Annotated in this window: 25 protein-coding genes; 14 read left to right on the top strand and 11 right to left on the bottom strand. The window is 71.7% G+C overall.

From position 1 onward, the window contains the following. Nucleotides 1-59: 59 nt before the first annotated feature. Complete coding sequence (erpA, locus tag O7616_RS27960; protein ID WP_282257478.1) at nt 60-428, top strand: iron-sulfur cluster insertion protein ErpA; 369 nt, start codon at nt 60-62, stop codon at nt 426-428. Between the two features lie 172 nt (nt 429-600). Continuing rightward, on the top strand, nt 601-1,578 hold the full coding sequence (locus O7616_RS27955) for a carbohydrate kinase family protein (RefSeq protein ID WP_282304694.1): 978 nt from the start codon (nt 601-603) through the stop codon (nt 1,576-1,578). 30 nt (nt 1,579-1,608) lie between these two features. On the opposite strand, the gene O7616_RS27950 is transcribed toward O7616_RS27955, so the two are convergent. After that, nucleotides 1,609-1,842, bottom strand: coding sequence for a sulfurtransferase TusA family protein (locus O7616_RS27950; protein WP_282304693.1), 234 nt, complete (start codon nt 1,840-1,842; stop codon nt 1,609-1,611). Next, nucleotides 1,839-2,990, bottom strand: coding sequence for an aminotransferase class V-fold PLP-dependent enzyme (locus O7616_RS27945; protein WP_282304692.1), 1,152 nt, complete (start codon nt 2,988-2,990; stop codon nt 1,839-1,841). Before O7616_RS27945 ends, O7616_RS27950 begins: the two co-directional genes overlap by 4 nt. Nucleotides 2,991-3,160: 170 nt before the next feature. Between O7616_RS27945 and coxB the strand changes: the two genes are divergently transcribed. Both coxB and O7616_RS27935 read left to right on the top strand, forming a co-directional pair. Next, nucleotides 3,161-4,132: a cytochrome c oxidase subunit II gene (coxB, locus tag O7616_RS27940; protein WP_282257482.1), complete on the top strand. Its 972-nt coding sequence runs from the start codon at nt 3,161-3,163 to the stop codon at nt 4,130-4,132. Between the two features lie 9 nt (nt 4,133-4,141). Continuing rightward, nucleotides 4,142-4,567 carry a cytochrome c oxidase subunit 4 gene (locus O7616_RS27935; RefSeq protein WP_282257484.1) on the top strand — a complete coding sequence of 142 codons (426 nt, stop codon included), beginning with the start codon at nt 4,142-4,144 and terminating at the stop codon, nt 4,565-4,567. Nucleotides 4,568-4,943: 376 nt separating this feature from the next. Here O7616_RS27935 and O7616_RS27930 read toward each other — a convergent pair whose 3' ends face one another. The 4 genes from O7616_RS27930 to O7616_RS27915 form a co-directional block, all read right to left on the bottom strand. After that, nucleotides 4,944-5,147, bottom strand: coding sequence for a hypothetical protein (locus tag O7616_RS27930; protein WP_282304691.1), 204 nt, complete (start codon nt 5,145-5,147; stop codon nt 4,944-4,946). Nucleotides 5,148-5,461: 314 nt separating this feature from the next. Then, complete coding sequence (gene trpD / locus O7616_RS27925; RefSeq protein ID WP_282304690.1) at nt 5,462-6,508, bottom strand: anthranilate phosphoribosyltransferase; 1,047 nt, start codon at nt 6,506-6,508, stop codon at nt 5,462-5,464. 91 nt (nt 6,509-6,599) lie between these two features. After that, nucleotides 6,600-6,995: a hypothetical protein gene (locus O7616_RS27920; RefSeq protein WP_088988339.1), complete on the bottom strand. Its 396-nt coding sequence runs from the start codon at nt 6,993-6,995 to the stop codon at nt 6,600-6,602. 108 nt (nt 6,996-7,103) lie between these two features. Next, nucleotides 7,104-8,033: a cytochrome c oxidase assembly protein gene (locus O7616_RS27915; protein WP_282264810.1), complete on the bottom strand. Its 930-nt coding sequence runs from the start codon at nt 8,031-8,033 to the stop codon at nt 7,104-7,106. Between the two features lie 99 nt (nt 8,034-8,132). On the opposite strand from O7616_RS27915, the gene O7616_RS27910 reads away from it, so the two are divergent. The 5 genes from O7616_RS27910 to O7616_RS27890 all read left to right on the top strand — a co-directional run bounded on the left by O7616_RS27910 (nt 8,133) and on the right by O7616_RS27890 (nt 13,300). Next, nucleotides 8,133-8,732: a heme-copper oxidase subunit III gene (locus O7616_RS27910; protein WP_238642380.1), complete on the top strand. Its 600-nt coding sequence runs from the start codon at nt 8,133-8,135 to the stop codon at nt 8,730-8,732. A 70-nt stretch (nt 8,733-8,802) separates the two neighbouring features. Then, entirely contained in the window at nt 8,803-9,639 is an 837-nt protein-coding gene (locus tag O7616_RS27905) for a cytochrome c (protein WP_091407516.1), read from the top strand. 64 nt (nt 9,640-9,703) lie between these two features. Continuing rightward, nucleotides 9,704-10,792 (top strand): Rieske 2Fe-2S domain-containing protein, encoded by a 1,089-nt coding sequence (locus O7616_RS27900; RefSeq protein ID WP_282304689.1) that lies wholly within the window; start codon nt 9,704-9,706, stop codon nt 10,790-10,792. Then, nucleotides 10,789-12,420: a ubiquinol-cytochrome c reductase cytochrome b subunit gene (locus O7616_RS27895; protein ID WP_282304688.1), complete on the top strand. Its 1,632-nt coding sequence runs from the start codon at nt 10,789-10,791 to the stop codon at nt 12,418-12,420. Before O7616_RS27900 ends, O7616_RS27895 begins: the two co-directional genes overlap by 4 nt. 193 nt (nt 12,421-12,613) lie before the next feature. Then, a complete protein-coding gene (locus tag O7616_RS27890; RefSeq protein WP_282304687.1) occupies nt 12,614-13,300 on the top strand; it encodes a DUF4142 domain-containing protein in 687 nt (228 codons plus the stop codon). Nucleotides 13,301-13,382: 82 nt separating this feature from the next. Here the strand turns inward: O7616_RS27890 and O7616_RS27885 are convergent, their stop codons facing one another. The 5 genes from O7616_RS27885 to O7616_RS27865 all read right to left on the bottom strand — a co-directional run bounded on the left by O7616_RS27885 (nt 13,383) and on the right by O7616_RS27865 (nt 18,897). Then, nucleotides 13,383-13,670 (bottom strand): Lrp/AsnC ligand binding domain-containing protein, encoded by a 288-nt coding sequence (locus O7616_RS27885; RefSeq protein WP_282257498.1) that lies wholly within the window; start codon nt 13,668-13,670, stop codon nt 13,383-13,385. An 88-nt stretch (nt 13,671-13,758) separates the two neighbouring features. After that, nucleotides 13,759-14,625 (bottom strand): sugar phosphate nucleotidyltransferase, encoded by an 867-nt coding sequence (locus tag O7616_RS27880; RefSeq protein ID WP_282304686.1) that lies wholly within the window; start codon nt 14,623-14,625, stop codon nt 13,759-13,761. After that, nucleotides 14,622-15,164, bottom strand: a complete 543-nt coding sequence (locus O7616_RS27875; RefSeq protein WP_282304685.1) for an NUDIX domain-containing protein — start codon at nt 15,162-15,164, stop codon at nt 14,622-14,624. The genes O7616_RS27880 and O7616_RS27875 overlap by 4 nt, the downstream gene beginning before the upstream one ends. 54 nt (nt 15,165-15,218) lie before the next feature. Continuing rightward, nucleotides 15,219-17,015, bottom strand: coding sequence for an HD domain-containing protein (locus O7616_RS27870; RefSeq protein WP_282307749.1), 1,797 nt, complete (start codon nt 17,013-17,015; stop codon nt 15,219-15,221). Between the two features lie 127 nt (nt 17,016-17,142). Then, complete coding sequence (locus O7616_RS27865; protein WP_282304684.1) at nt 17,143-18,897, bottom strand: DEDD exonuclease domain-containing protein; 1,755 nt, start codon at nt 18,895-18,897, stop codon at nt 17,143-17,145. Nucleotides 18,898-19,024: 127 nt separating this feature from the next. Here O7616_RS27865 and O7616_RS27860 point away from each other — a divergent pair, with 127 nt between their 5' ends. The 5 genes from O7616_RS27860 (at nt 19,025) to O7616_RS27840 (ending at nt 24,428) form a co-directional block, all read left to right on the top strand. After that, nucleotides 19,025-20,479: an NYN domain-containing protein gene (locus O7616_RS27860; protein ID WP_282304683.1), complete on the top strand. Its 1,455-nt coding sequence runs from the start codon at nt 19,025-19,027 to the stop codon at nt 20,477-20,479. A 71-nt stretch (nt 20,480-20,550) separates the two neighbouring features. Next, on the top strand, nt 20,551-21,267 hold the full coding sequence (locus O7616_RS27855) for a DinB family protein (protein ID WP_282304682.1): 717 nt from the start codon (nt 20,551-20,553) through the stop codon (nt 21,265-21,267). Between the two features lie 252 nt (nt 21,268-21,519). After that, complete coding sequence (locus O7616_RS27850) at nt 21,520-21,738, top strand: hypothetical protein (protein ID WP_282304681.1); 219 nt, start codon at nt 21,520-21,522, stop codon at nt 21,736-21,738. A 309-nt stretch (nt 21,739-22,047) separates the two neighbouring features. Beyond that, a complete protein-coding gene (locus O7616_RS27845; RefSeq protein WP_282257505.1) occupies nt 22,048-23,307 on the top strand; it encodes a M48 family metallopeptidase in 1,260 nt (419 codons plus the stop codon). Further along, nucleotides 23,304-24,428 (top strand): glycosyltransferase family 4 protein, encoded by a 1,125-nt coding sequence (locus O7616_RS27840; RefSeq protein ID WP_282304680.1) that lies wholly within the window; start codon nt 23,304-23,306, stop codon nt 24,426-24,428. Before O7616_RS27845 ends, O7616_RS27840 begins: the two co-directional genes overlap by 4 nt. Nucleotides 24,429-24,436: the final 8 nt, after the last annotated feature.

Here is a 24,436-nt window from a genome sequence, read left to right as displayed (position 1 = left end):
GGACGGCGCGCGGCGTTGGCCAGTGCGTCCGGACCCAAACCGCGCAGGGAGACTTCCACGTGACCACGCCAGCGCAGACCGAGTCGACCGAGGCCCAGGCCCCTACTTCCGTCGTCCTCACCGACGTCGCGGCGCAGAAGGTCAAGGCCCTGATCGAGCAGGAGGGCCGCGACGACCTGCGGCTCCGCGTCGCCGTGCAGCCGGGCGGCTGCTCCGGCCTGCGGTACCAGCTCTTCTTCGACGAGCGTTCGCTCGACGGTGATGTCGTCACCGACTTCGGCGGTGTCGAGGTCGTCGTCGACCGGATGAGCGCCCCCTACCTCGCCGGCGCGACGATCGACTTCGCCGACCGGATCGACGCCCAGGGCTTCACCATCGACAACCCCAACGCGGGCAACTCGTGCGCCTGCGGTGACTCGTTCAACTGAGTCACGCACCACGCATCACCGACGACGGGGCCGTCCTTCGGGACGGCCCCGTCGTCGTAGCGGTTCCGACCCGCTCGTGACGACATGGTGGCCGTTGTCCGACCGACTGGTCACCGTCGGGTTGCCGGGCCGGTAGGCTGACCGCGCCCTGCTCCCGACCCCGAGGGTTGACATGAAGATCGCCGTCACCGGCTCGATCGCCACCGATCATCTGATGAGCTTCCCCGGTCGCTTCGCCGACCAGCTCATCGCCGATCAGCTGCACAAGGTGTCCCTCTCCTTCCTGGTGGACGACCTGGTGCTCCGCCGCGGTGGCGTGGCGGCGAACATCTGCTTCGGCATGGGCCAACTCGGGTTGCGCCCGGTGCTGCTCGGTGCGGTGGGCGCCGACTTCGCCGACTACCGCTCCTGGCTGGAGCGCCACGGCGTGGACTGCGACTCGGTGCACATCAGCGAGGTCGCGCACACGGCCCGGTTCGTCTGCACCACCGACACGGACATGTGCCAGATCGCGTCGTTCTACGCCGGCGCGATGAGCGAGGCCCGCAACATCGAGTTGGCGCCGGTCGCCGACCGGCTCGGCGGCCTGGACCTGGTGCTGGTCAGCGCCAACGACCCCGAGGCGATGCTGCGCCACTCGGCCGAGTGCCGCACCCGCGGGTACGCGTTCGCCGCCGACCCGTCGCAGCAGCTCGCCCGAATGGGCGGCGAGGACGTGGTGGCGCTGATCGAGGGCGCCGAGTACCTGATGACCAACGACTACGAGAAGTCACTGCTGCAGAGCAAGGCGCAGCTGACCGACGACCAGTTGCTGGACCTGGTCAAGGTGCGGGTCACCACGCTGGGCAAGCACGGTGTGGAGATCGTCGGCCGGGGCGTCGACCCGATCCACGTACCGATCGCGCGGGAGATCCGGGCGGTCGACCCGACGGGCGTCGGCGACGCCTTCCGGGCCGGCTTCTTCACCGCGCTCTCCTGGGGCGTCGGCCTGGAGCGGGCCGCCCAGGTCGGCTCGCTGCTCGCCACGCTGGTCCTGGAGACCGTCGGAACGCAGGAGTACGACGTCCGCCCCGACCTGTTCGTCAAGCGGCTCGCCGAGTCCTACGGCGACACCGCCGCCGACGAGGTCCGCGCCCACCTCCTGCCGTAGCCGCCGACGCGTCTGGCCGGACGCGTTGCCTCAGTGGGAGCGGCGCACGTCGTAGGCGGGGCCTTCGGGGCCGGTGACCGCGCCGAGGAACTCGTGGCCGCGCATCCGGCACCAGGCGGGGATGTCGACGGCCGCCGCCGGGTCGTCGGCGAGCACCCGGACCACGGTTCCCACCGGCACCTGCGGCAACCGCCGGGCGGCCGCGATCACGGGCAACGGGCAGCGCTGCCCCCGGCAGTCGATGACCTGGTCCGGCATCGTCACAACCCCACCACCCCGGCGTCGGCACGCAACTCGGCCACGATCGTCGGCAGCTCACCGAGGAACCGCTCGACGTCCGCCTCGGTCGTCTCCCGGTGCAGGCTGACCCGCACGTTGCCGTGCGAGAGCACCCCCATCGCCTCCAGCACGTGCGACGGACGCAGCGTGGACGAGGTGCAGGACGAACCAGACGAAACAGCGAAACCCCGCCGATCCAGCGCGTGCAGCAACGTCTCACCGTCGACGTACAGACACGAGAAGGTGACCAGGTGCGGCAGCCGGAGCACCGGATCACCGACCACCTCCACGTCGGGCACGTCCGCCGCGACCCGCGCCCGGATCCGGTCCACAAGCGGGGCCAGCCGGGCCGCCTCGGCCGCCGCGTCGGCCGCCGCCGCCCGCAGGCTCGCCGCCGCCGCCACCACCGCCGGCAGGTTCACCACCCCTGGGGTACGCCCACCCTCCCGCTCGTCGGCCGGCCACGGTGACTCCCAACGGGCACCCTTACGCACCGCCAGCACACCCACCCCCGGTGGACCGCCCCACTTGTGCGCGCTCGCGCTGAGCACCGACCAACCGGCCGGAAGCGGCACCCGGGCGACCGACTGCGCGGCGTCCACGTACAGCGGCACCCCCACCTCCGCGCAGGCAGCCGCCGCCTCGGCGACCGGTTGCACGGTCCCCACCTCGTGACTGGCCGTGATCAGAGACGCCAACGCCACTCCGGGTTGGCGTACGGCAGTCGACCATGCGGCCAGATCCAGCCGACCCGACCGGTCGACCGGCACACTCACCGCCGTACCACCCGCTGCCACCTGCCGCTCCGCCGCGTGCAGCACCGCCGAGTGCTCGATCGCCGAGTGCACCAGGGTCGACCCGACCCGACGCCGCCCGGCCAGGCCCCCGAGCACCGCGCCGTGCGCCGCGGTCGTACCACTGGAGGTGAAGGACACCTCGTCGGCGCGGACACCGAGCGTCAGCGCGGTGGCCTCGCGGGCGGCGTCGAGGAGTTGCCGGGCCCGACGGGCCTGCGTGTACAGCTTGCCCGGGTCCGCCCAACCGTCGTCGAGAGCGGCCAGCAACGCCTGCCGCGCGACCGGATGCATCGGCGCGGCCGTCGCCGCGTCCAGGTAGACCGGGGATGCGCTCACAGATCACTACGCTATCGCGGCGGTATGCCCGGGATCCCCCCGATGGGGGCGGACAGTGACCCCACCACGGTCGAGTCCGTCATGGTCGAGTAATCTGCGACCGTCGGTGACGCCTTTGCCGTCGGTGCTGAGGAAAGACGCACCGCGGCGCGCTAGGGAGGCAGGACCAGGTGGTCGCAAGGAGTTCGGAGGTACGGCCGTCGGCCGTACGGCACAGTGCTTCCCCGGGGGTTGGTGGACGCCGGGGGCGTGGTGCTGGTCGGTTGGCCGGGCTCGGTCTCGGTGGCGTGGCGCTGCTGGTTCTGCTCACGGGCTGTGACGTGGGGCAGACGTTCCACGGCTTCGGCTGGCCGCAGGGCGGCATCACGCCGGAGTCCAAGCGGATGTACGACCTGTGGATCGCCTCCTGCATCGCCGCGCTCGCCGTCGGCGTCTTCGTGTGGGGCCTGATCTTCTGGTGTGTCGTGCGCTACCGCAAGCGTGGCAACGCGCTGCCGGTGCAGACCCGCTACAACCTGCCGATGGAGTTCCTCTACACCATCGCGCCGATCCTGATCGTCTCCGTGCTCTTCTACTACACGGCGATCGTGCAGACCGACGTCGACAAGCTGTCGAAGAACCCGGACGTCACGGTCGAGGTCGTCGCCTTCAAGTGGAACTGGCAGTTCAACTACCGCGACGGCCAGGGCCCGGACGCCAACACCACGGCGTCGACCCTGGGCACCAGCGAGGTCATCCCGGTGCTGGTGCTCCCGACCAACCGGTCCATCCGGTTCGAGGAGACCAGCCGCGACGTCATCCACTCGTTCTGGGTGCCGGAGCTGCTGTTCAAGCGGGACGTCATGCCGGGCAAGATCCGCAACGTGTTCGAGGTCTCCAGCCTGGACGCCGAGGGCGCCTACGTCGGCCGCTGCGCCGAGCTGTGCGGCAGCTACCACGCGTTCATGAACTTCGAGCTGCGGGTGGTCTCGCCGGAGAAGTACGACCGGTTCCTGGCGGCCAAGCAGGGCGGCAAGTCCACCCAGGAGGCGCTGGCCGAGATCGGTGAGGAGCCGTACGCGGAGACCACCCGCCCGTTCGACACCCGGCGGACGCAGGACAACTTCAACCCGGACGACGTTCCGGCTCGCACGGGAAGCTGAGGCAGCGGCATGAAGACCGAGTGGCGTATCTTCCTGATCATCGCCGTGTTCCTCTTCGGTGCCACCATCCTCTACGGCGCCTGGACCCACGGTGAGGCGGGCGGCGTCGAGTGGGTCGGAACCGTCGCCCTGCTCCTGTCGTTCCTGCTCTGCTCGATGTGCGGTGGCTTCTTCTGGTTCGTCTCCCGCCGGATCGACCTGCGCCCGGAGGACCGCCCGGACGCCGAGATCGCAGACGGCGCCGGCGAGGTCGGCTTCTTCAGCCCCGGTAGCTACTGGCCGTTCGGCCTGGCGCTCGCCGCCGCCATCGCCGCGCTCGGCATGGTGTTCTGGCAGTACTGGCTGATCGGTGCCGGCCTGGTGGCGGTCGTCTTCGCCGCCTGCGGGTTGCTGTTCGAGTACTACAGCGGCACCCGGCGCACCGCCGAGCACTGACCGGACCCGGTCCACCGCGAAGGCCCGTTCCCCAGGTGGGGAGCGGGCCTTCGTCGTGCTCGCGTCGCGGCTGGTCCACGGCCTGGCTCCCAGGTCAGCCCCGGACCGGCCCTTGCGAGGCGGTCCACGGCCGTCTGGGCGTGCTGACGTGCCGTCGCGCCGGATGATCGACTCCACATCGGCGAGGTGGCGGTCACCGCGCGGCGGGATGCCGCCAGATCGGTGACCTGGTGTTGATCAAATCGAGGGCCACGGCGGGAGTCGGCCGGTTGAGGTCAGGCGGCGCGGCCGGGTGGGCCGGTGACGAGGTCAGGCGGCGCGGCGGGTGGGCCGGTGACGAGGTCAGGCGGCGCGGCGGGGTGGGCCGGTGACGAGGTCAGGCGGCGCGGCGGGCGAGTCGGTGACGTCGGCCTTCGGCCAACCGGGGGACCGGGGCGATGAAGGTGGCGATCATCACGGCGGCGCCACAGTCGGTGCAGACCAGCTCGGGACAGTCGATGCCGTGGCCGTCGACGCAGGGCGGAGCCTCGAACGGTGCCACACCCTCGCAGACGTCGCAGTAGAGCTCGCGGTGCGACACCGGCGTCTCCTCTCACTCCAGGCGAACCGCCCCCGGATGCGACAGCGACGCACGGACAGGAGCGGAGAACTACTCGCCTGTAGTTTTCCACGCGGGTCCGACAAATCTCCGTCCGGAGGTCCTGCGTCGGCTGCTGAACGATCGCACCGCAGCACAGGACGGATGATCCACTCGGGTTCCTTGATGACGCGGTGTCTCAGCGCGAGGACACCGCGGATTCAAGGAACCCGAGTCGATCAATCGCTGCCGTGACGCCGGGGGAGACCGCCGTGACGCCGGGGGAGACCGCCGTAACCCGGCGCTCTCGTGGCTGGTCAGGCGGCGGTGGCGGCCTTGATCCAGCGATCGAGGGTCGCGGCGGCAGCACCCGAGTCGATCGACTCGGCGGCGCGGTCCAGGCCGGCGCGGAGTGCCTCGGTCAGGTCACCGTCCAACGGGCCCTGGGTCGCCAGCGCCGCTGCCGCGTTGACCAGTACGGCGTCCCGGACCGGGCCGGTCTCGCCGGCGAGGAGACGACGGGCCACGTCGGCGTTGTACGCGGCGTCACCGCCGCGCAGGTCACCGAGGGTGGCCCGGGGTACCCCCAGGTCCGTGGCGTCCAGCACGGCTTCGCGTACGGTGCCGCCCTGGGCCACCCAGACCCGGGTCGGCGCGGCGGTGGTGAACTCGTCCAAACCGTCCTCGCCGCGCATCACGATCGCCGAGTCACCCCGGGCGGCGAAGACGCCGGCCATCACCGGGGCCATCCGGGAGTCGAAGCAGCCGACCGCTCCGGCGCGGGGGCGGGCCGGGTTGGTCAGTGGGCCGAGGAAGTTGAAGAAGGTGGGCACGCCCACCTCTCGGCGGACCGGACCGGCGTGCCGCATCCCGGGGTGGAACCGGGCCGCGAAGCAGAACCCGATGCCGGCCTCCTCGACACAGCGGGCCACCTGCTCCGGGCCGAGGTCCAGCGGGATGCCGAGGAATTCCAGCAGGTCGGCGGTGCCGCACAGCGAGGAGGCGGCCCGGTTGCCGTGCTTGACGACGCGGACGCCCGCGCCGGCGACCACCAGCGCGGTCATCGTGGAGATGTTCACCGTGTGGGCGAGGTCACCGCCGGTGCCGACCACGTCGAGCGCGGTGTCGCGCAGGTCGTCGGAGAGCACCACCGGGACGGAGCGGCCCAGCATCGCCTGCACCAGGCCGCCCAGCTCGGCCGGGGTCTCGCCCTTGGCCCGCAGCGCCACGGCGAAGCCGGCGATCTGGGCCGAGGTCGCCGAGCCGGTCATGATCTCGTCCATCGCCCAGGCGGTGTCGGCGGTGGACAGTTCCTCGCCGCGCAGCAGCGAGTTGAGCAGGTTGGGCCAGGTCCGATCGCCCATGGCGGGCCTCCCGAGCGTACGAAGTGCGGGTGGGCTGGAACGGGCGCCGGCTGGTCCGGCGCCGTGACGGTGCCGGTGAGCGTGGGGGACGTCAGGCGGGTGCGTGCGTCCGCAGCAGCTCGGCCACCGTCCCGCCGGTGGTAACCGGGTCGAGCGGGTGCACCAGCGTGGCGTCGACCTCGGCGTACGCGGCGAGCCATCGGTCGGCGGCGCGGGCGATCACGAGGCAGGTCGGGGGAGCGTCGTCCCGGTCGTCCTTGATCTGCCGGGCGATGCCGATGCCGCCACCGGGGCTGGCCTCGCCGTCGAGCAGCAGGAGGTCGATCTCGTAGTCGTCGACCAGCCGGATGGTCTCCGCGTAGGTCGACGCGTCGACGAACTCGATCTGCAGCCCGGGCGCGGGACGGGTGCCGACGGCCAACCGCATCCGGTCACGGACCTGCGGGTCGTCGCTGTAGAGCAGGACGGTACAAAGACGATCGCTCATGCCGACCTTCCGCTTTCACCTGGTAGCTGCCCGCCGATCGTACCGGTCGGCGTGACGTAGCCGACATCCCGCCCGCCGCCGTGCGTCGGGGCGTACCGTCCGGGCAGCTCAGGCGGCCGCGGCGTCGGCGGCGCGTTCGCGGGCCTCCTGGCGGTCCAGCTCGCGGTCGACCCGGCGGGCCTCGCGCTCGGACTGCTTGACCCACTGGACCACCAGCACCGCGAGCATGGTCACACTGACGAACTCGCCACCGGCCCAGAGGATGCCGCCGGCGACCACCTGGTCCTGCCAGGGGTCGACCCAGCCGAGGTTGAGCGAGGGGTACCAGTCGCCGCCGAAGAGCGTGCTGCTCTGCATGATGGTGAGACCGAGCACGGTGTGGAACGGCACGGAGAGCAGCATCAGCAGTGCGCGAGCCGGGTACGGCCACCGGCCGGGCAGCGGGTCGAGCCCGAGCAGCGGCCAGAAGAACACGCAGCCGGTCATGATGAAGTGGGCGTGCACCAGCTCGTGCGCCCAGGCGTGTTCGAGGGTGTAGCGGTACAGGTCGCTGAAGTACAGCACGAACGGGTTGACCACGAAGATGGCGAACGCCACCAGCGGGAAGCTGTAGACCCGGGCGATCCGGCTGTGCACGATCGCCAGCAGCCGTTTGCGCGGCCCGACCGGCAGGGTGCGCAGGGCGAGGGTCATCGGCGCGCCCAGCGCCAGGAAGATCGGCGCCACCATCGACAGCACCATGTGCTGGATCATGTGCACGGACAGCAGCGCGGTGTCGTACGCGTGCAGCCCGCTGACCGTGACCAGGGCGATGCCGCCCAGGCCGGGGCCGAGGAAGAAGACGGTACGGACGATCGGCCAGCGGTCGCCGCGCAGGCGCAGCCGATACACCCCGTAGAGGTACAGGCCGGCGGCGAGCACCAGGCCGAGGGCCAGCCAGCTGTCCAGCCGGGTCTCGGTGAGCACCGCGCCGACGGTGAACGGCGGCGGTGTCGAGGTGGCGGCGAAGATCGGATCGACGTGCAGCACGCTTTTCAGGCTAGGCCAGGCGAACCGGACCCTGACGCTCGGGCCACGGAAGGCGCACGTTTGCCACCCCGCTGATCGCCGGCCCCGGTCAGGGGCAATAATGACGGCGTGACTGCGGCCCCAGCCATTGACAAGAGCCGGATCCACTCTCTGACCCGACCCAACATGGTCAGCGTCGGGACGATCGTGTGGCTCTCCAGCGAACTCATGTTCTTCGCGGCGCTGTTCGCGATGTACTTCTCGATCCGCGCGGCTGCGCCGGAGCAGTGGGAGAAGCACACCGAGGCGCTGAACATCCCGTACGCGACCACCTTCACGGTGATCCTGGTGCTGTCCTCGGTGACGTGCCAGCTCGGCGTCTTCGCGGCGGAGAAGGGTGACGTGCACGCGCTCCGGCGCTGGTTCACCGTCACCTTCGTGATGGGCCTGATCTTCGTGCTCGGCCAGCTGAACGAGTACCGGCACCTGGTCGCCGACGGCGTCAAGATCAACGAAGACGGTTACGGGTCGGTGTTCTACCTGACCACCGGCTTCCACGGTCTGCACGTGACCGGCGGTCTGATCGCCTTCATCATCTTCATGGTCCGTACGACCATGGGCCGGTTCACCCCGGCGCAGGCGACCTCGGCGATCGTCGTGTCGTACTACTGGCACTTCGTCGACGTCGTGTGGATCGGGCTGTACGCCATGATCTACTGGCTTCAGTGATCTTGCGCGTCACGTTCCGTACTGCTGCTCCGTCCCCTGAGACAGGTCCAACCGGTTAAGGACACCGCTCATGACTTCTGACAACGACCGCCGACGCGGTCTGCTCGCGCGGTTGCGCGAGCGGCCCGCCGCGCGCAGCAGGGGCCGCCGCCGGCTGGGCGCCGCGGTCCGGCTGATCGCCGCGCTGATGCTCGCCGGCGGCGCCTACACCGTCTTCGCCCCGGGTGCCCAGGCGCAGGACAACCCGCAGCTGACCGGCGCCGCCGCCGAGGGCAAGGCGCTGTTCGACGTGAGCTGTGTGACCTGCCACGGCCGCAACGCCCAGGGTGTCGAGGGCCGCGGGCCGAGCCTGATCGGCGTCGGCGCGGCCTCGGTCGAGTTCCAGGTCAGCTCCGGGCGGATGCCGCTGGCCCGCCAGGAGGCCCAGGCCCACCGCAAGCCCCCCGTCTTCACCGACGAGCAGACCCGTCAGCTGGCCCAGTACATCCAGGAGCTGGGTGGCGGCCCGGTCGTGCCCGAGGGCGACGACCTCCGTGAGGACGGCAACATCGCGGCCGGCGGTGAGCTGTTCCGGATCAACTGCTCGCAGTGCCACGCGTTCGGCGGTGGCGGCGGCGCGCTCTCCTCGGGCAAGTTCGCCCCGAGCCTGCACCCCGCGACCGACCGTCAGATCTACGCGGCGATGCTGAGCGGCCCGCAGAACATGCCGGTGTTCGGCGACAACCAGCTCCGGCCGGAGCAGAAGGCCGACATCATCGCCTACATCCAGGAGACGCTGAAGCACGACCAGGACCCGGGCGGCTTCAACCTCGGGCGGTACGGCCCCTCGACCGAGGGTCTGGCGATCTTCCTGGTCGGCATCGTGGCGCTCGTCTTCGCCAGCCTGTGGATTGCGGGCAAGTCGTGACCGAGCGGATACTCAGTTTCAGCGCCGTGGTGCTGTTGGGCACCACCCGTAGCGAGGTGACGGCATGAGCACCCACACCGAGCACCAGGCCCCGCAGGGCCGGGAGCCGCTCGACGTGAACGACCCCAAGCTGACCCGGTTCGACATCGTTCGTGAGGGTGCGCGGCGGGACGACATCGAGATCGTCCACTACGAGCCGCAGGTGCTGCCCGGCACCAAGGCGGAGCGTCGGCTGACCCGTGTGGTCGCCGGGTTCTTCCTGCTCACCGGGCTGGCCGCGACCGCCTTCCTGGTCATCTACATCGCCTGGCCGTGGAAGTACGAGGCGGGCCGGGGCGGCGACAAGTTCTACACCCCGCTGCTCGGCCTCACCCTCGGCGTGGCGCTGCTCGCCGTCGGCTTCGGCATCCTGACCTGGGGCAAGAAGTTGCTGCCCAAGGAGGTCTCGATCCAGGACCGGCACGAGGGCCAGGTGGACGAGGAAGGCCGCACCATCACCGGCCAGACCATGCTCTACATGGCGGACGAGCTGGGCGTGAAGCGTCGCCCGCTGCTCGGCATCTCGCTGCTGGCCGGTCTCGCGCCGGTCGCCGCGGTCGCCGCCGCGCCGCTGGTCGGCGGGTTGATCTCGCAGCCGCACAAGAACAACCAGATGTTCACCACCGGGTTCGCTCCGGCCGAGGGTGGCGAGCGGATCCGCCTGGTCCGCGAGGACGGGCGGCCGATCCGTCCGGAGGACATCAGCGCCGGTGGCCAGCTGACCGTCTTCCCCGGCATCGACCACGGTGTGAGCAACAAGCACGCCGACTCGCCGACGCTGCTGATCCACCTCCGGGACTCCGACGCGCAGGAGTCGCGTCGGGCCAACGAGAAGATCGGCCACGGCGACTACATGTGGGGCAACTACGCGGCCTTCTCCAAGATCTGCACGCACGCCGGTTGCCCGGCCAGCCTGTACGAGCAGCAGACCAACCGGCTGCTCTGCCCGTGCCACCAGTCCCAGTTCCTCATCACCAACAACGCCAAGCCCGTCTTCGGCCCTGCCAGCCGGCGGCTGCCGCAGTTGCCGATCGAGGTGGACTCCGAGGGCTTCTTCGTGGCGAAGTCCGACTACACCGAGACCGTCGGGCCTGACTTCTGGGAGCGGCCATGAAGCGTCGAAAGTTTGACCTTGCGGCGACGCCGGGCAAGGCCGCGGTGGGGGTGGACGACCGCTTCGCGGTGGCCACGCCGCTGCGCAAGCTGCTGAACAAGGTCTTCCCGGACCACTGGTCCTTCCTGCTCGGCGAGATCGCGCTGTTCTCGTTCATCGTGCTGCTGCTGACCGGTGTGTTCCTCACCTTCTTCTTCGAGCCGGCGATGACCGAGGTGGTCTACGACGGCAGCTACGCGCCGTTGCAGGGCACCCCGATGTCCGCCGCGTACGCCTCCAGCCTGGACATCTCGTTCGACGTCCGCGGTGGTCTGGTGATGCGGCAGATGCACCACTGGGCGGCGCTGCTGTTCATGGCCGCGATCGTCGTGCACATGCTGCGGGTCTTCTTCACCGGCGCCTTCCGCAAGCCGCGCGAGACCAACTGGATCATCGGTTCGCTGCTGTTCTGGGTCGGCTTCCTGGCCGGCTTCACCGGCTACTCGCTGCCGGACGACGGCCTCTCCGGCACCGGCCTGCGGATCGCCTCGGCGATCATGCTATCCATTCCGGTGATCGGCTCCTGGGTGACCTCGTCGGTCTTCGGCGGCGAGTTCCCGGGCACGATCATCATCAGCCGGTTCTTCATCGCCCACGTGCTGCTCATCCCGGGCCTGCTGGTCGCGCTGATCAGCGTCCACCTGGGGCTGGTCTTCAAGCAGAAGCACACCCAGTGGCCCGGCCCCGGTCGGACCAACAACAACGTGGTCGGCGAGCGGATGTTCCCGCGGTACGCGCTGAAGCAGGGCGGCTTCTTCATGGTCGTCTTCGGCGTCATCGCGCTGATGGGCGGTCTGTTCCAGATCAACCCGATCTGGCTGTTCGGCCCGTACGAGGCGTGGGTGGTGTCCGCCGCCAGCCAGCCCGACTGGTACGTCATGTTCCTCGACGGCTCGACCCGACTCATGCCGGCCTGGGAGATCCCCATCCCGATCGGTGACGGGTACGTGATTCCGCCGCTGTTCTGGCCGACTGTCGTGTTGCCGGGCATCCTGGTCGGTCTGTCGACCATGTATCCGTTCCTGGAAGCACGGCAGCGCAAGGACTACCAGAGCCACAACCTGCTCGAGCGGCCCCGGGACGCTCCGGCCCGCACCGCCGTCGGCGCGATGGCCGTCGCGTTCTACATCGTGCTGACGCTCTCCGGCGCCAACGACGTGATCGCCGACAAGTTCCAGATCAGCCTGAACGCGATGACCTGGGCTGGCCGGATCGGTCTGCTGGTGCTCCCACCGCTGGCGTACTACGTCACGTACCGGCTCTGCCTGGGTCTGCAGCAGCACGACCGGGAGGTGCTCGCGCACGGCGTGGAGACCGGCATCATCCGGCGTCTGCCGGACGGCCGGTTCGTCGAGGTGCACCAGCCGCTCAGCGCGTCGAACGGGCACGCGGACGGTCACGGTCAGCTGGACTACGTCGGCTGGGTCGTCCCGAAGAAGATGAACCGGCTGGGTGCCCTCGGGCCTGCCATCCGGGGCTTCTTCTACCCGATCGAGAAGCCGGTCGAGGCACCGGTCTCGCCGGGGCACCCGCCGGTCGAGCCCCGACCCGAGCGCGAGGAGATCGGCAGCGGCGAGAGCCGTCGCTGATCGCCCCATCGCACCGTCACGTGACGCCCGCCGGTTCACCGGCGGGCGTCACGTCGTTTCCGTACCCGACGCCCATCCGAGGCGGAGTCGGACGGCCACGGTAGGACCGGCTGACCCTGCGCGACGGGGGATCGCAGGAATAACCCCGGTGAGCCGGGTATCCGAGCGGTCCAACGTCTCAAGGGGGGGAAGCATGTTGGGTATCAAACGCCTCGGCCTGTTGGCCGCGCTGGTACTGGTCGGTGTCGCGCCGGCCGCGGCCGCGCAGGCCGCGGCACAGCCGTCGACGCAGGACACCCAGTACCTGCAGGCGGTTCACCAGGTCAACCTGTTCGAGATCACCGCCGGTGACCTGGCCCAGCAGAAGGGCCAGAACCAGGGGGTCAAGGACCTGGGTGCGATGTTCAAGACCGACCACACCCAGCTGGACCAGACGGTGCAGCAGACCGCGTCCCAGCTCAACGTGGAACTGCCGAACGAGCCCACCGCCGACCAGCAGGCGGTGATCGACCAGCTGAACAACGCCAGCGGTGCGGAGTTCGACCGTGAGTGGGTGACCGCGCAGTTGGCCGGTCACGTCCAGGCCATCCAGGCCACCCAGACGGAGATCTCGCAGGGCTCCGAGCAGTCGGTGGTCCAGTTGGCCCAGACCGCCCTGCCGACGCTGCAGGCGCACTACGACGAGCTGGTGCAGCTCGCCAACCAGTTGGGCATCCCGGTCCCGCAGACCAGCGCCAGCGGTACGCCCAGCCCGGGCGTCACCGGGGGCACCGAGTCGCCGGCTCCGGGCGGCACCGGCACCGAGTCGCCGGCTCCGGGTGGCAACACCGAGGCCCCGGGCGGCGGCACCACCGAGACGCCGGCTCCCACCGAGAGCTGACGTAGCGACAGCAGACGGCCGGTCCACCCGAGCGGTGGACCGGCCGCCGTGCGTGCGGTGAGCCCCGAACGGGCCGGGCAGGTCAGTCGGCGCCGGCCAGGCCGATCGCGAACGCCTCCTCCAGGTCGTGCTGGGAGTACGCGCGGAACGCGATGTGCGACTCGGTGTTGAGCACTCCCGGCACCTTGGAGATGCTGCCCGCGATGACCTGGGCGATCTGGTCGAACTCGCGGACCCGGACGATGGCGATGAGGTCGACGTGCCCGGCCACCGAGTAGACCTCGCTCACGCCGGGGAGGTTGGCCAGGGTCTCGGCCACCTCGGGGATCGCGTCGGTGGCGCAGTCGATCAGCACGATCGCGGTGATCACGGGACATTTCTCCGTTCGTCGGCGTCGTCGCCCATGCTAGATGTTTTCCGGCCGGGCCGAGCGGGGGCCGCCGACCAGAGCCGTCGGGCTACGTGTAGGCGGCGGGCACGGTGCGGCCGTCGCCGAACCGGACGGCGTCGACCAGCCGTTCGCCGTCACGGACCGTCGCGCCCGGCCACACCACGCCGCGTAGCACGTCGCCGTCGACCTGTGCGCCCGCGCCGATCACCGCCTCCACGCAGCGGCCGGTGACCCTCGCGGTGGGGTCGACGAGGGTGCCTCCGGCCGCCGCGTGCAGGTTGGCCGCCAGGTAGTCGGCCGGGGTGCCGGTGTCGAAGAAGGTGCCCGGATAGGGCACCACCTCCAGGGCGCCTGCCGCCTCCGCCGGGCGCCAGACGGCGTGGACCAGGTCGGAGAGGACGACCGGCAGGTCGCGGACCAGCCGCCAGGGCAACAGCGAGAAGCCGGTGAAGCAGTGCCCGTCGAAGGTGCCCGGCGCCGTCGGGTTCGCGGCGGGCTGGCCCAGCAGACGAACGGTGTACCCGTTCCAGCCGTCGAGCAGGGCGGCCACGTCCGGGCCGGGCGCGGCCGCCGGGTCGGCGAGGTACGCGTCGGCGTTGCCGACCAGTACCGGCCGTCCGTCGATCCAGTCCCGCAGGTTGGCCACCCCACCCGCGGTGCCCAGCGGGTCGCCCACCTCGACGGACAGGTGCGCGCGGTCGCCGACGTGCGCGACGACCTGGTCGCCGAGGTAGCAGGCGTTCACCGCGACCCGCTCCGGACCGGTCAGGCCCAGCCCGGCCGTCCGGGCCAACGCGCGGTCGAGCAGCGGCACGTTGCCCACCGGGCAGAGCGCCTTCGGGACCTGTTCGGTGAGCGGGCGCAGTCGGGTGCCCTCGCCGGCGGCGAGCACCACCGCGCACAGCTCCGCCGGCACGCCCGCCGCGCCGGTCATGGCAGGTCGTCCGGGACCGGTGGCGGGAACTGCCCGGCCAGCGGCCCGATGTCGTAGTAGGCGAGCAGCCGGGCGGTCGGCCAGGTCAGCTTGGGCAGGTCGTCGAGCGGGTGCCAGGCGGCCTCGAAGACCTCACCGCCGTCGACGGTCAGCACGGTGGTGGACGCCGGCACCTCGGTCTCGAAGACCATGTCCACCCAGCCCTTGGCGTGCACGATCGCGTTCGGCGTGGCCGGGCGCAGCCGCGACGGGGGGAGCCGGATGCCGGATTCCTCGAACAGCTCCCGGGCCGCCCCCGCCACCGGGGCCTCGCCGCGGTTCAGCAGGCCGGCGGGGAGGGACCAACCCTTGCCGGGTGGCTGGCGCAGCATCAGCAGGCGGCCCGCGCCCGTCGCCTCGGCGTCGCGGACCAGGGTGACCGCGCCGACGATGTACTTGGGCACGGCCAGCCGGACCAGCCGCCGACGCACCGGCAGCGGCATTCGGTAGAAGGCCTGGTAGAAGATGGCCCGACCGGTGGCGCGGGAGCGGGGGATCATGACTCCAGGCTAGTGGTCACGAATGTCCCTCGGACGCGCCGGGGCCGGCCCGGGTCACTGTCGATGGTCGACCAGGTCGATGAGCTGGCGTACCACGGTGTCCGGTTCGATCACCCGGTCGAAGACGGCGACCAGCATGGTCTCCAGGTCGGGGTAGCCCAACTCCTCGGAGAGGCGCAACAGTGGCAGGTCGCTGGCGAGGCCGCGATTGTGCTGCCGGAGGGCGAGCCCGATGGTGGCCCGCCCGAGGCGGACCTTGTCGCTGATCGTGATGCCCGGCTCGGTGTGCTCGGCGAACCACCTGTTGATCTGCATCTGCGCGTTGGGGGACTTGACGAAACTGAGCCACTCCCGGCGGGGGCCGCGCGGCGCCACCCCGGCCTCGAACCCGTTGTCGCCGTCGCTCTCGGTGAAGATCTCGACCACGTCGCCCTCGTCCAGCTCCGAGCTGAGCGGGGCCAGCCGACCGTTGATCCGGGCGGCCAGGCAGTGATCACCCCGCTCGCTGCCCAGCTCGTACGCCAGGTCGACGGGGGTCGCGCCGGCCGGCAGCACGACCTGCTGCCCGTCGGCGAAGACCTGGATCTGGCCCTCGGCGAGGTCGCAGCGCAGCGACTCGTAGAACTGCGCCGGGTCGGCGGCGTCCGGCTCCCAGTCGAGCACCCGGCGCAGCCAGTCCAACTGCTCCGCGCGGGCCGCCGCGCTGCCGCTGTTGCCCGAGCGCGGGAAGCGGAAGTCGGCGGCGATGCCGTACTCGGCCGAGCGGTGCATCTCCTCGGTGCGGATCAGCACCTCGACGGTGCGGTCCTGCGGGCCGCAGACGCTCGTGTGCAGCGACCGGTAGAGGTTGTTCTTCGGTGAGGCGATGAAGTCCTTGAAACGGCCGGGGATCGGTCGCCACGTGCCGTGGATCGCGCCCAACGCGGCGTAACAGTCGGTTGCCGGGCCGTCGACGACCACCACGATGCGGGGCAGGTCGTACGGAGCCGTGTGGTTGCCGGCGATGGTGTCCTTCCAGATCGAGTAGAGGTGTCGGGGACGAGGACTGACCTCGGCGTCGACCCGGCTGCGTTTGAGCGCGACCCGGGCCCGGGCGACCACCGAGTCGAGGTACGCGTCCCACCCCGGTCGGTCGTGCACGTGTCGGGCCAGCCGGGCGTGCTCGTCGGGCTCCAGGTGCAGCAGCACCACGTCGTCCAACTCGCGCTTGAGGGTCTGGATGCCCAGCCGGTCACAGAGCGGGACCAGCACCTCCTGGGTCTTGCGGGCGATCCGTTCTCGGGAGGAGGCCGAGCGGACCCCGAGGGTGCGCATGTTGTGCAGCCGGTCGGCCAGCTTGATGATCAGCACCCGGACGTCCTTCGCGGCGGCCACGATCATCTTGCGGATCGTCTCCGCCTCGGCGGCCTTGCCGTAGAACGCCTTGTCGAACTTGGTCACCCCGTCGACCAGGTGGGCCACCTCACCGCCGAAATCCTCGGAGAGCGCCTGGAGGGTGTAGCGGGTGTCCTCCACCGTGTCGTGCAGCAGCGCGGCGACCAGGGTCGTGGAGTCCATGCCCAGCTCGGCGCAGATCTGCGCCACCGCGAGGGGATGGGTGATGTAGGGCTCCCCGCTCTTGCGGAACTGCCCGCGGTGCATGTTCTCCGCGATCGTGTACGCCCGGCGCAGCACCGCGGGGTCGGTGCCGGCGTGGATCCCCCGGTGGGTGCGCACCAGGTGGGTGACCGGGTCGGAGTCGGTGGTCGGCCAGCTGAGCAACGACCGCAGCCGGCGGGCGAGCGGCAGCTCGCCCGGCTGTGTCGGAAGGGCGCCCCCCAGGGCGGCGCCGTGTCCGGCGTCGACGTCCACGAGGGACACCTCCTCACCCCGGCTCCACACCGCCGGAAGCCGGCGGCGGGAGCAGGCCCACGAATCGGGCAGGACTGTACTTCTCTAACAGCCTAAGCGAGTCGACGTAGTCCGATCGGTCAGTTGGTCATGAGCGTTCGGTCGAGAGTTGCTGGGACGAGCCGTTCTCGGCCTTCGCCAGCAGGTCACGGAACCGCCCCGCCCCACCGGCCGGAGAGGACCAACCGGAGGACATCTCCACCAGCCGGGTCTCCGGTCGTTCCAACCAGGACAGGATCCGCTCGGACTCCTCCGCCGTGGCGGCCGGCACCGGGCCGTGCCCACCCGACACCGTCTCGGCGGTGGCCCGGATGGCGGTCAACGTGGGCCGCGGGTGGACACCCGGCGGAGACACCCCGGCACCGGCCAGCCGACCGTGCCGGACCAGCGCCAACTCCCAGCCACCCCGCGCGGCGGGTCGTGCGGCGGCCAGCTCGACGATCCCGGTCAGCGCGGCCAACCGCTGCATCCGCACCGTGGCCCGCAGCACCGCGGCCAGTCGGGACCGCACCACCGCCGCGTCCTCGTAACGTTGGTCGGCCGAGAGCACGTCGATCCGGGCGAGCAACGCGTCCACCACCGGCTGGGGGTCGGCGGCCGTGGCGGTGCGGAACGGCTGCGCGGCGCGGTGGTCGTACTCCTCGGGGGTGATCTTGTGTTCGCAGGGTGCCGGGCAGCGGCCCAGCTCGGCCAGCGCGCACGCCGGCGTCACGGTGCGTAGCGAGAGCCGGTGCGTGCACTGGCGCAGCGGCACCGCGTCGTGGAACCCGGCGGCGGCCAGCTCCGCGGCACGCCGGGAGGTGAACGGCCCGAGGTACGCGGTGTCGGTGGGGGAGAGGTCACGGACGATCGACAACCGGGGGTACGGACCGTCGGTGAGCTTGAGCCAGACCATCCGCTCCGGGTATTTCGACCGTCGGTTGTACGGCGGGGCGTGCGCGGCGATCAGCCGCAGCTCCCGGACCTCCGCCTCCAACGAGTGCGCGCACTCCACCGCCTCGACCCGCTCGGCGGCGGCCAGCATCTCGGAGATCCGGGCCCGCTTCTCCCCGGCGGTGAAGTAGCTGCGCACCCGGGTCGCGATGTCGACGGAGGTGCCCACGTAGAGCGGACGGTCGTCGGCGGCCCGGAAGATGTAGACCCCCGGGACCTTGGGCAGCCCCTCGGCCAGGTGCCGTTTGCGGCGCTGCGTCGGGCTGACCGCCCTGGCGAACTCGATGGCGTCGCCGACCGTGTCCACCCGGTGGCTGCCGAGCCGACCGATCAGCCCGTGCAGCACGTCGACGGTGGCCTTGGCGTCGTCCAGAGCCCGGTGGGTGGGCTGGGTGGTGGTGCGGAAGTAGGCGGCGAGCGTGCCCAGCTTGCGGTTGGGCACCTCGTCGCGGGTCAGCACCCGGCGGGCCAGGGCCGCCGTGTCCAGCACCCGGGGGTTGGGCCACCGGTAGCCGTGCTTGGCGCAGGCGGCCTTGAGGAACCCCACGTCGTACGGGGCGTTGTGGGCCACCAGCACCGCGTCGGCGATGAACTCCAGGAAGCTCGGCAGCACCTGCTCGATCGGCGGCGCCGGCAGCAGCATCGCCTGGGTGATCCCGGTCAGCACGGTGATGAACGGCGGGATCGGCTGACCCGGGTTGACCAGGGTGGCGAGCACCCCCAGCTGCTCACCGCCGCGCACCTTCACTGCGCCTATCTCGGTGATGCCGCCGCCGTCCGGCGCGCCGCCGGTGGTCTCCAGGTCGACCACCACGAAGGTGGTCGCGTAGAGCGGCAGCGCCGGGTCGACCCCACCCACCGCCGGGTCGAGACCAGCGAGGGACTCCTGGACGTACTCCGCCTGTGCCATCGGCGGCACGCTAGCGCCCCGGTCCGACACTCCCGTCGCATGCGCCCCACCAGTCAGCATGGGGCTAGGATGAGAGATCGGCTCACTCACCGGGCGGTGGGCCCGCTCGCGGTGGGAGACTTGCCACATGCCCCTCGCCGAGCCGCACGACGACCACCTCCCAGAGGAGGATCTGGTCGCGCCTGACGGGGCCTCGGGCAACCCGGACGACAACGTAGTCAGCGAGACATCCGACGCATCCGACACGACGGCCACCGCTGACGGCGGCGCCGTCGAGCCGGAGCCGACGTTGCCTGAGCCGGTCCGGCAGCGGATCGTGACGCTGACCGCCGCGGTGCTGCCCACGCTGCCGGCCGACGAGGTGCCGGTGCCGCTGCGCCGGGTGGCCAAGTTCGCCCCCAACCGGCGGGCCCGGCTCGGCGCGCCGGTCATCGCCGCCCAGCTCACCGCCGACCCGCTGTTCCGGCAGCGGGTCACCGCCCGCGTCCTGGCCGACGCCGGTGACCTCGGGGCGGCCGTCGTCGAGGGCACCGCGCCCGCCGCCGCCGACCCGGTCGAGGTCGCCGCCCTGGCGTACCTCGCCCGTCCGCGTGGCTGGCGGGAGCTGATCGACGCCAGCGGCGCCGCCGTTCGCGCCGAAGCGGACAGCGCGGTCGTCGCCGAACTGGTCCGGGAGGCCGAGCAGCGCGCCACCCGCGCCGAGCACGACCGGGCGGTGGCACGGGTCGAGGCGGAGAAACTGCGCGACGAGTTGGCCCGCGTCCGGGAGGAGTTGGGGCAGCTCCGCGAGGAGTCCCGGCAGATGGCCCGCACCCTGCGGGAGACCCAGGCCCGCGAGCGCAAGGCCACCGAGTTGCTGGCCACCGAGCGTGGCCGGGCCGCACGGGCCAGCGCCGACGTGGACGCCGAGCTACGCCGGGCCCGGGCCCGGTTGGCCGAGGCGGAGGCCGCCGCCGGGGTGGCCCGGGCGAGCGCCAAGGAGGCGCGTTCGGTCGACGACGCCCGACTGTGGCTGCTGCTGGAGACCATCGGCCAGGCCGCCGTCGGCCTGCGCCGGGAGTTGGCGCTCGACCCGGTGGACAAACTCCCCGCCGACTTCGTCGCCGACGCGTTCGCCGACCAGCCGGGCACCGCACCCGCCAACCCGGCCACCCGCGCCCGCGACACCGACGACCCGGCCCGGCTCGACCAGCTGCTCGCCCTGCCCCGGGCGCACCTGGTGGTCGACGGCTACAACGTCACCAAGCGCGGGTTCGGCGAGATGTCCCTGGAGCAGCAGCGCAAACGCCTGATCACCGGGCTCGGCGGCATCGCCGCGCAGACCGGCGACGAGGTCACCGTCGTCTTCGACGGCGCCGAGCGGATGCACGGGCTGCCACCCGCGCCGCGCGGCGTTCGGGTGCTCTTCTCCCGCAAGGGCGAGACCGCCGACGAGCTGATCCGGCGGCTGGTCCGTGCCGAGCCGGCCGGCCGCCCGGTGGTCGTGGTGTCCTCCGACCGCGAGGTCGCCGACGGGGTACGCCGGCACGGCGCCTACCCACTGGGCGCGGACTCGCTGCTGCGGCGGCTCGCCCGCTCCTGACCGGGCGTTGCCGGCGCGTGTCGGACCTGAGCGTTAGCATCGCCGCGACCACGGGGATGGGAGGCGCGATAGTGCCGGACGACGTGAAGGTCTTCGTCGACAAGGATCTGCGGGAAGCACGGTTCAACCGCTCGACACTCGCGGGCGCGGTGATGCGTGGCGTCGACGTGGACGGTCTGCACATCGACGCGCCATGGCTGGCCGAGGGCACGCTCCTGGTCAACGGTGTCGACGTCGTGCCGCTCGTCGAGGCCGAGCTCGACCGGCGGTTCCCCGGCCGCGACCTCAGGCAGGCCGGCGAACCCGCCGATCTCCGGGCGGGATGGGCGGCGGCCGAACGAGCCTGGGCGGCGGCGGTCGACCGGGTCCTCGCCATGCCCGAGGGCGCGGTCGACGTCTCGATCGACGGTGAGTGGTCGTTCGCGCAGACGCTGCGTCATCTCGTGTTCGCCGCCGACGCGTGGTTGGGCAAGGCGATCCTGCGCCTGCCGCAGCCGTTCCACCCGCTCGGTCAGTCGCACGTCGAGTATGAGACCGACGGCTTCGACATGTCGGTCTTCGCCACGGAGCAGCCGACCTTCGAGGTGGTCCTCCGGGTGCGGGCCGAGCGCCAGGCCATGGTGCGCGATTTCCTCGCGACCGTCACGCCGGACCTGCTCGCCGAGTCTCGGCCGAGCGCGTGGTGGCCCGAGCACATCGTGTCCGTCCGGCACTGCCTTCACGTGATTCTCAACGAGGAGTGGCAGCACCTCCGCTTCGCGCTGCGGGATCTCGACGCGCAGGGCTGACCAGGCCGGGCCCTCGTCACCGTCCCCGCGGACCTGTCGGCGTTGACGGATGATCCACACCAGATCGCCGATGTCGCGGTGTCCGGGTGGCCGGGTTACCCCGATATCGCTGATCTGGAGGGGATCTCGCCCGCAACGGGTCGGTGGCGACGGTTCTGTCGTACCCGGTGGTTAGCGTCGATGTGACCGACGGTGCTCAGGTGGCGACGACAAGGCGTCGACTGCCCGCCGCGAGCGATCCAGGAGGCGTTCATGCTCATCGACTGCGACGGGTGCGCGAGGCGGGGTGACGACTGTTCCGGCTGCCTGCTGGCCGCCCTGTTCGACGACACGTCCCCGGCGGCCGGGCTGGTCGCCGCCGAGGTGGAGGCGATCGAGGTGCTCGCCCGGGCCGGTTTCGACGTGGAGGTGCTGGAGGTGCCCGCCCGCCGCGGCGCCACCGGCCGCCGGGCCACCCGCCGGGTGGCCTGAGGGCGGCACCGCACGGCCATCGTGGTCGCGCCGGGTCGCCGGGTGGCCTGAGGGCGGCACCGCACGGCCATCGTGGTCGCGCCGGGTCGCCGGGTGGCCTGAGGGCGGCACCGCACGCCATGGTTTGTCGCGCCGGGCACCGGGTGGCCGAGCGCGACACCGCGCCCGGTGCGCGCCTTTCGCGGGCCATAGGATGGGCGGTCACGGCGGGAGGAGCGGCGGGATGAGCGGGGTACGACGCGACGACGGCACGGCTGTCGGCGGCGCTGCGTTCGGTGGCGGCGACCCGGCCCGCCGGGCGGTGTCGCGGTGACCCCGCGCGGGTGGGCGCTGCTGGCCCTGGCCGGGTTGACCGTCGCGTTGGTCGTGATCGCCGCGCTGCTCATCCCCTGGCACCGACCGCCGGCGCCCCGGGCCGACCAGCTCGCGGCGCTGCGTGACCTGCCGGCCGAGCAGGTGGCCAGGGGGCGGGAGTTCCGGTCCGCGTTGCGCCCCGGCAGCTACACCGCGCTCGCCGTCGGGCTGCTGGTCGCCCTCGCGCTCGGGCTCACCCCGCTGGGCAGCCGCCTGATCGAGCTGGCGGGCCGGCCCTTCGGTGGGCACTGGGCCGCGCAGGCCGTGCTCGGCGGGCTGGCCGTGGTGCTCGTCGCCGACCTGGTGACACTTCCGTTCGCCGCCTGGCGGCAGAGCGTGCTCACCCGCTACGGGCTGAGCACCAACGGTTGGAGCGGCTGGGCGGTCGACCTGCTCAAGTCGTACGCGGTCAGCGCGGTGATCGGCGCGGTGGCGCTGTTCGGCTTCTACGCGGTCATCCGGCTCGCGCCGCGCTGGTGGTGGGCGTTCGGCGCGGGCGGCGCGGCAGTGCTGGTGATCCTGCTGTCGTTCGTGCTGCCGGTGCTGGTGGAGCCGGTGTTCAACCGGTTCACGCCGATGGAGCAGGGGCCGCTGCGCACCGAGCTGATGAGCATGGCCGCCCGGGACGGGGTGCCGGTGCGTGACGTGCTGGTCGCCGACGCCTCCCGCCGCACCAAGGCGGTCAACGCGTACGTCTCCGGTCTCGGCCCGACCCGGCGCGTGGTCGTCTACGACACGTTGCTGACCGAGGCGACACCGGCCGAGGTGACCGCAGTGGTGGCGCACGAGTTGGGGCACGCCAAGGATTCGGACGTGGCGGTCGGCACGCTGACCGGGGCGCTGGGAGCCGCCGCCGCGGTGGTGGCGCTCTACCTGCTCGGCTCGTGGGGGCCGCTGCTGCGGCTGGCCGGTGTCGACTCGGTCGCCCATCCGAGAGCGTTTCCCCTGCTGTTGGCCCTGGTCACGGTGGCCGGGTTGGTGGCCGCGCCGGTGCAGGCGTTGATGTCGAGGCGGGTGGAGGCACGGGCCGACGCGCACGCCCTCGCGCTCACCGGTGACCCGGATGCCTTCGAGTCGATGCAGCGGCGGCTCGGCTCGGTCAATCTCGGCGACCCCGACCCGCCGCGCTGGGAATACCTCTACTCGGCCTCGCACCCGTCCACAGTGGAGCGGATGGCCGCCGCCCGCGCGTACGCCCGGGAGGCCGGTCGATGAGTCGCACACTGCTGATCACCAACGACTTCCCGCCCCGTCCGGGCGGGATCCAGTCCTTCGTGCACAACCTCGCGGTGCGGCAACCGGCCGGTTCGGTGGTGGTGTACGCGTCCAACTGGCGAGGGTCGGCGAAGTTCGACGCCGACCAGCCGTTCGAGGTGATCCGGGAACGCACCCGGGTGCTGCTGCCGACCCCGTTGATCGCCCGACGGGCGGCGCGGCTGGCTCGCGCGTACGACTGCGACACGGTGTGGTTCGGCGCGGCGGCCCCGTTGGGGCTGCTCGCGGCCGGTCTGCGCCGGCGGGCGGGCGTACGCCGGGTGGTGGCGCAGACCCACGGCCACGAGGTCGGTTGGGCGGCGTTGCCGGCTGCCCGGCCGGCGCTGCGGCGCATCGGTCGGGGTGTGGACGTCACCACCTACCTCGGTGAGTACACCCGCAGCCGGCTGGCCCGGGTGCTCGACGGGGTGACCGAGCTGCGCCGGTTGGCGCCCGGCGTCGACGTGGACACCTACCACCCGACGGTGGACGGTGAGCCGGTCCGGGCTCGGCTCGGGTTGACCGATCGGCCGGTGGTGGTCTGTGTGTCCCGGTTGGTGCCGCGCAAGGGCCAGGACATGCTGATCCGGGCGCTGCCGGATATCCGCCGTCGGGTGCCGGACGCGGCGCTGCTGATCGTCGGCGGTGGACCGTACCGGGCCACCCTGGAGAAGCTGGCCCGGCAGACCGGTGTGGAACGGGACGTGGTGTTCACCGGCTCGGTGCCGTCGGCCGAGTTGCCGGCGCACTACGCGGCCGGCGACGTCTACGCGATGCCGTGCCGCACCCGCAACCGTGGGCTCGACGTCGAAGGGCTGGGCATCGTCTACCTGGAGGCGTCCGCGACCGGCCTGCCGGTGGTGGCCGGTGACTCCGGGGGCGCGCCGGACGCGGTCCGTGAGGGCGAGACCGGCTACGTCGTCCGTGGCCGGGACGTCGCCCAGCTCGCCGACCGGGTCTCCCGGCTGCTCGCCGACCGGGACCTGGCCCGCCAGTTGGGTGCCGCCGGCCGGGCGTGGGTGGAGCGCGAATGGCGCTGGGAGGCGCAGGCGGAACGGATGGCGGCACTGCTCGCCGGCTGACGGCTGCT

This window comes from Micromonospora sp. WMMD964, from assembly GCF_029581455.1.
Taxonomy (GTDB): domain Bacteria; phylum Actinomycetota; class Actinomycetes; order Mycobacteriales; family Micromonosporaceae; genus Micromonospora.
This window is presented reverse-complemented; position numbering and strand designations above follow the sequence as displayed.

Coding starts and splice junctions, on each gene's coding strand:
- O7616_RS27955 (WP_282304694.1), top strand. CDS start 601: ATGAAGATCGCCGTCACCGGCTCGATCGCCACCGATCATCTGATGAGC.
- O7616_RS27935 (WP_282257484.1), top strand. CDS start 4,142: ATGAAGACCGAGTGGCGTATCTTCCTGATCATCGCCGTGTTCCTCTTC.
- trpD (WP_282304690.1), bottom strand. CDS start 6,508: ATGGGCGATCGGACCTGGCCCAACCTGCTCAACTCGCTGCTGCGCGGC.
- O7616_RS27920 (WP_088988339.1), bottom strand. CDS start 6,995: ATGAGCGATCGTCTTTGTACCGTCCTGCTCTACAGCGACGACCCGCAG.
- O7616_RS27905 (WP_091407516.1), top strand. CDS start 8,803: ATGACTTCTGACAACGACCGCCGACGCGGTCTGCTCGCGCGGTTGCGC.
- O7616_RS27900 (WP_282304689.1), top strand. CDS start 9,704: ATGAGCACCCACACCGAGCACCAGGCCCCGCAGGGCCGGGAGCCGCTC.
- O7616_RS27895 (WP_282304688.1), top strand. CDS start 10,789: ATGAAGCGTCGAAAGTTTGACCTTGCGGCGACGCCGGGCAAGGCCGCG.
- O7616_RS27890 (WP_282304687.1), top strand. CDS start 12,614: ATGTTGGGTATCAAACGCCTCGGCCTGTTGGCCGCGCTGGTACTGGTC.
- O7616_RS27880 (WP_282304686.1), bottom strand. CDS start 14,625: ATGACCGGCGCGGCGGGCGTGCCGGCGGAGCTGTGCGCGGTGGTGCTC.
- O7616_RS27875 (WP_282304685.1), bottom strand. CDS start 15,164: ATGATCCCCCGCTCCCGCGCCACCGGTCGGGCCATCTTCTACCAGGCC.
- O7616_RS27865 (WP_282304684.1), bottom strand. CDS start 18,897: ATGGCACAGGCGGAGTACGTCCAGGAGTCCCTCGCTGGTCTCGACCCG.
- O7616_RS27860 (WP_282304683.1), top strand. CDS start 19,025: ATGCCCCTCGCCGAGCCGCACGACGACCACCTCCCAGAGGAGGATCTG.
- O7616_RS27850 (WP_282304681.1), top strand. CDS start 21,520: ATGCTCATCGACTGCGACGGGTGCGCGAGGCGGGGTGACGACTGTTCC.
- O7616_RS27840 (WP_282304680.1), top strand. CDS start 23,304: ATGAGTCGCACACTGCTGATCACCAACGACTTCCCGCCCCGTCCGGGC.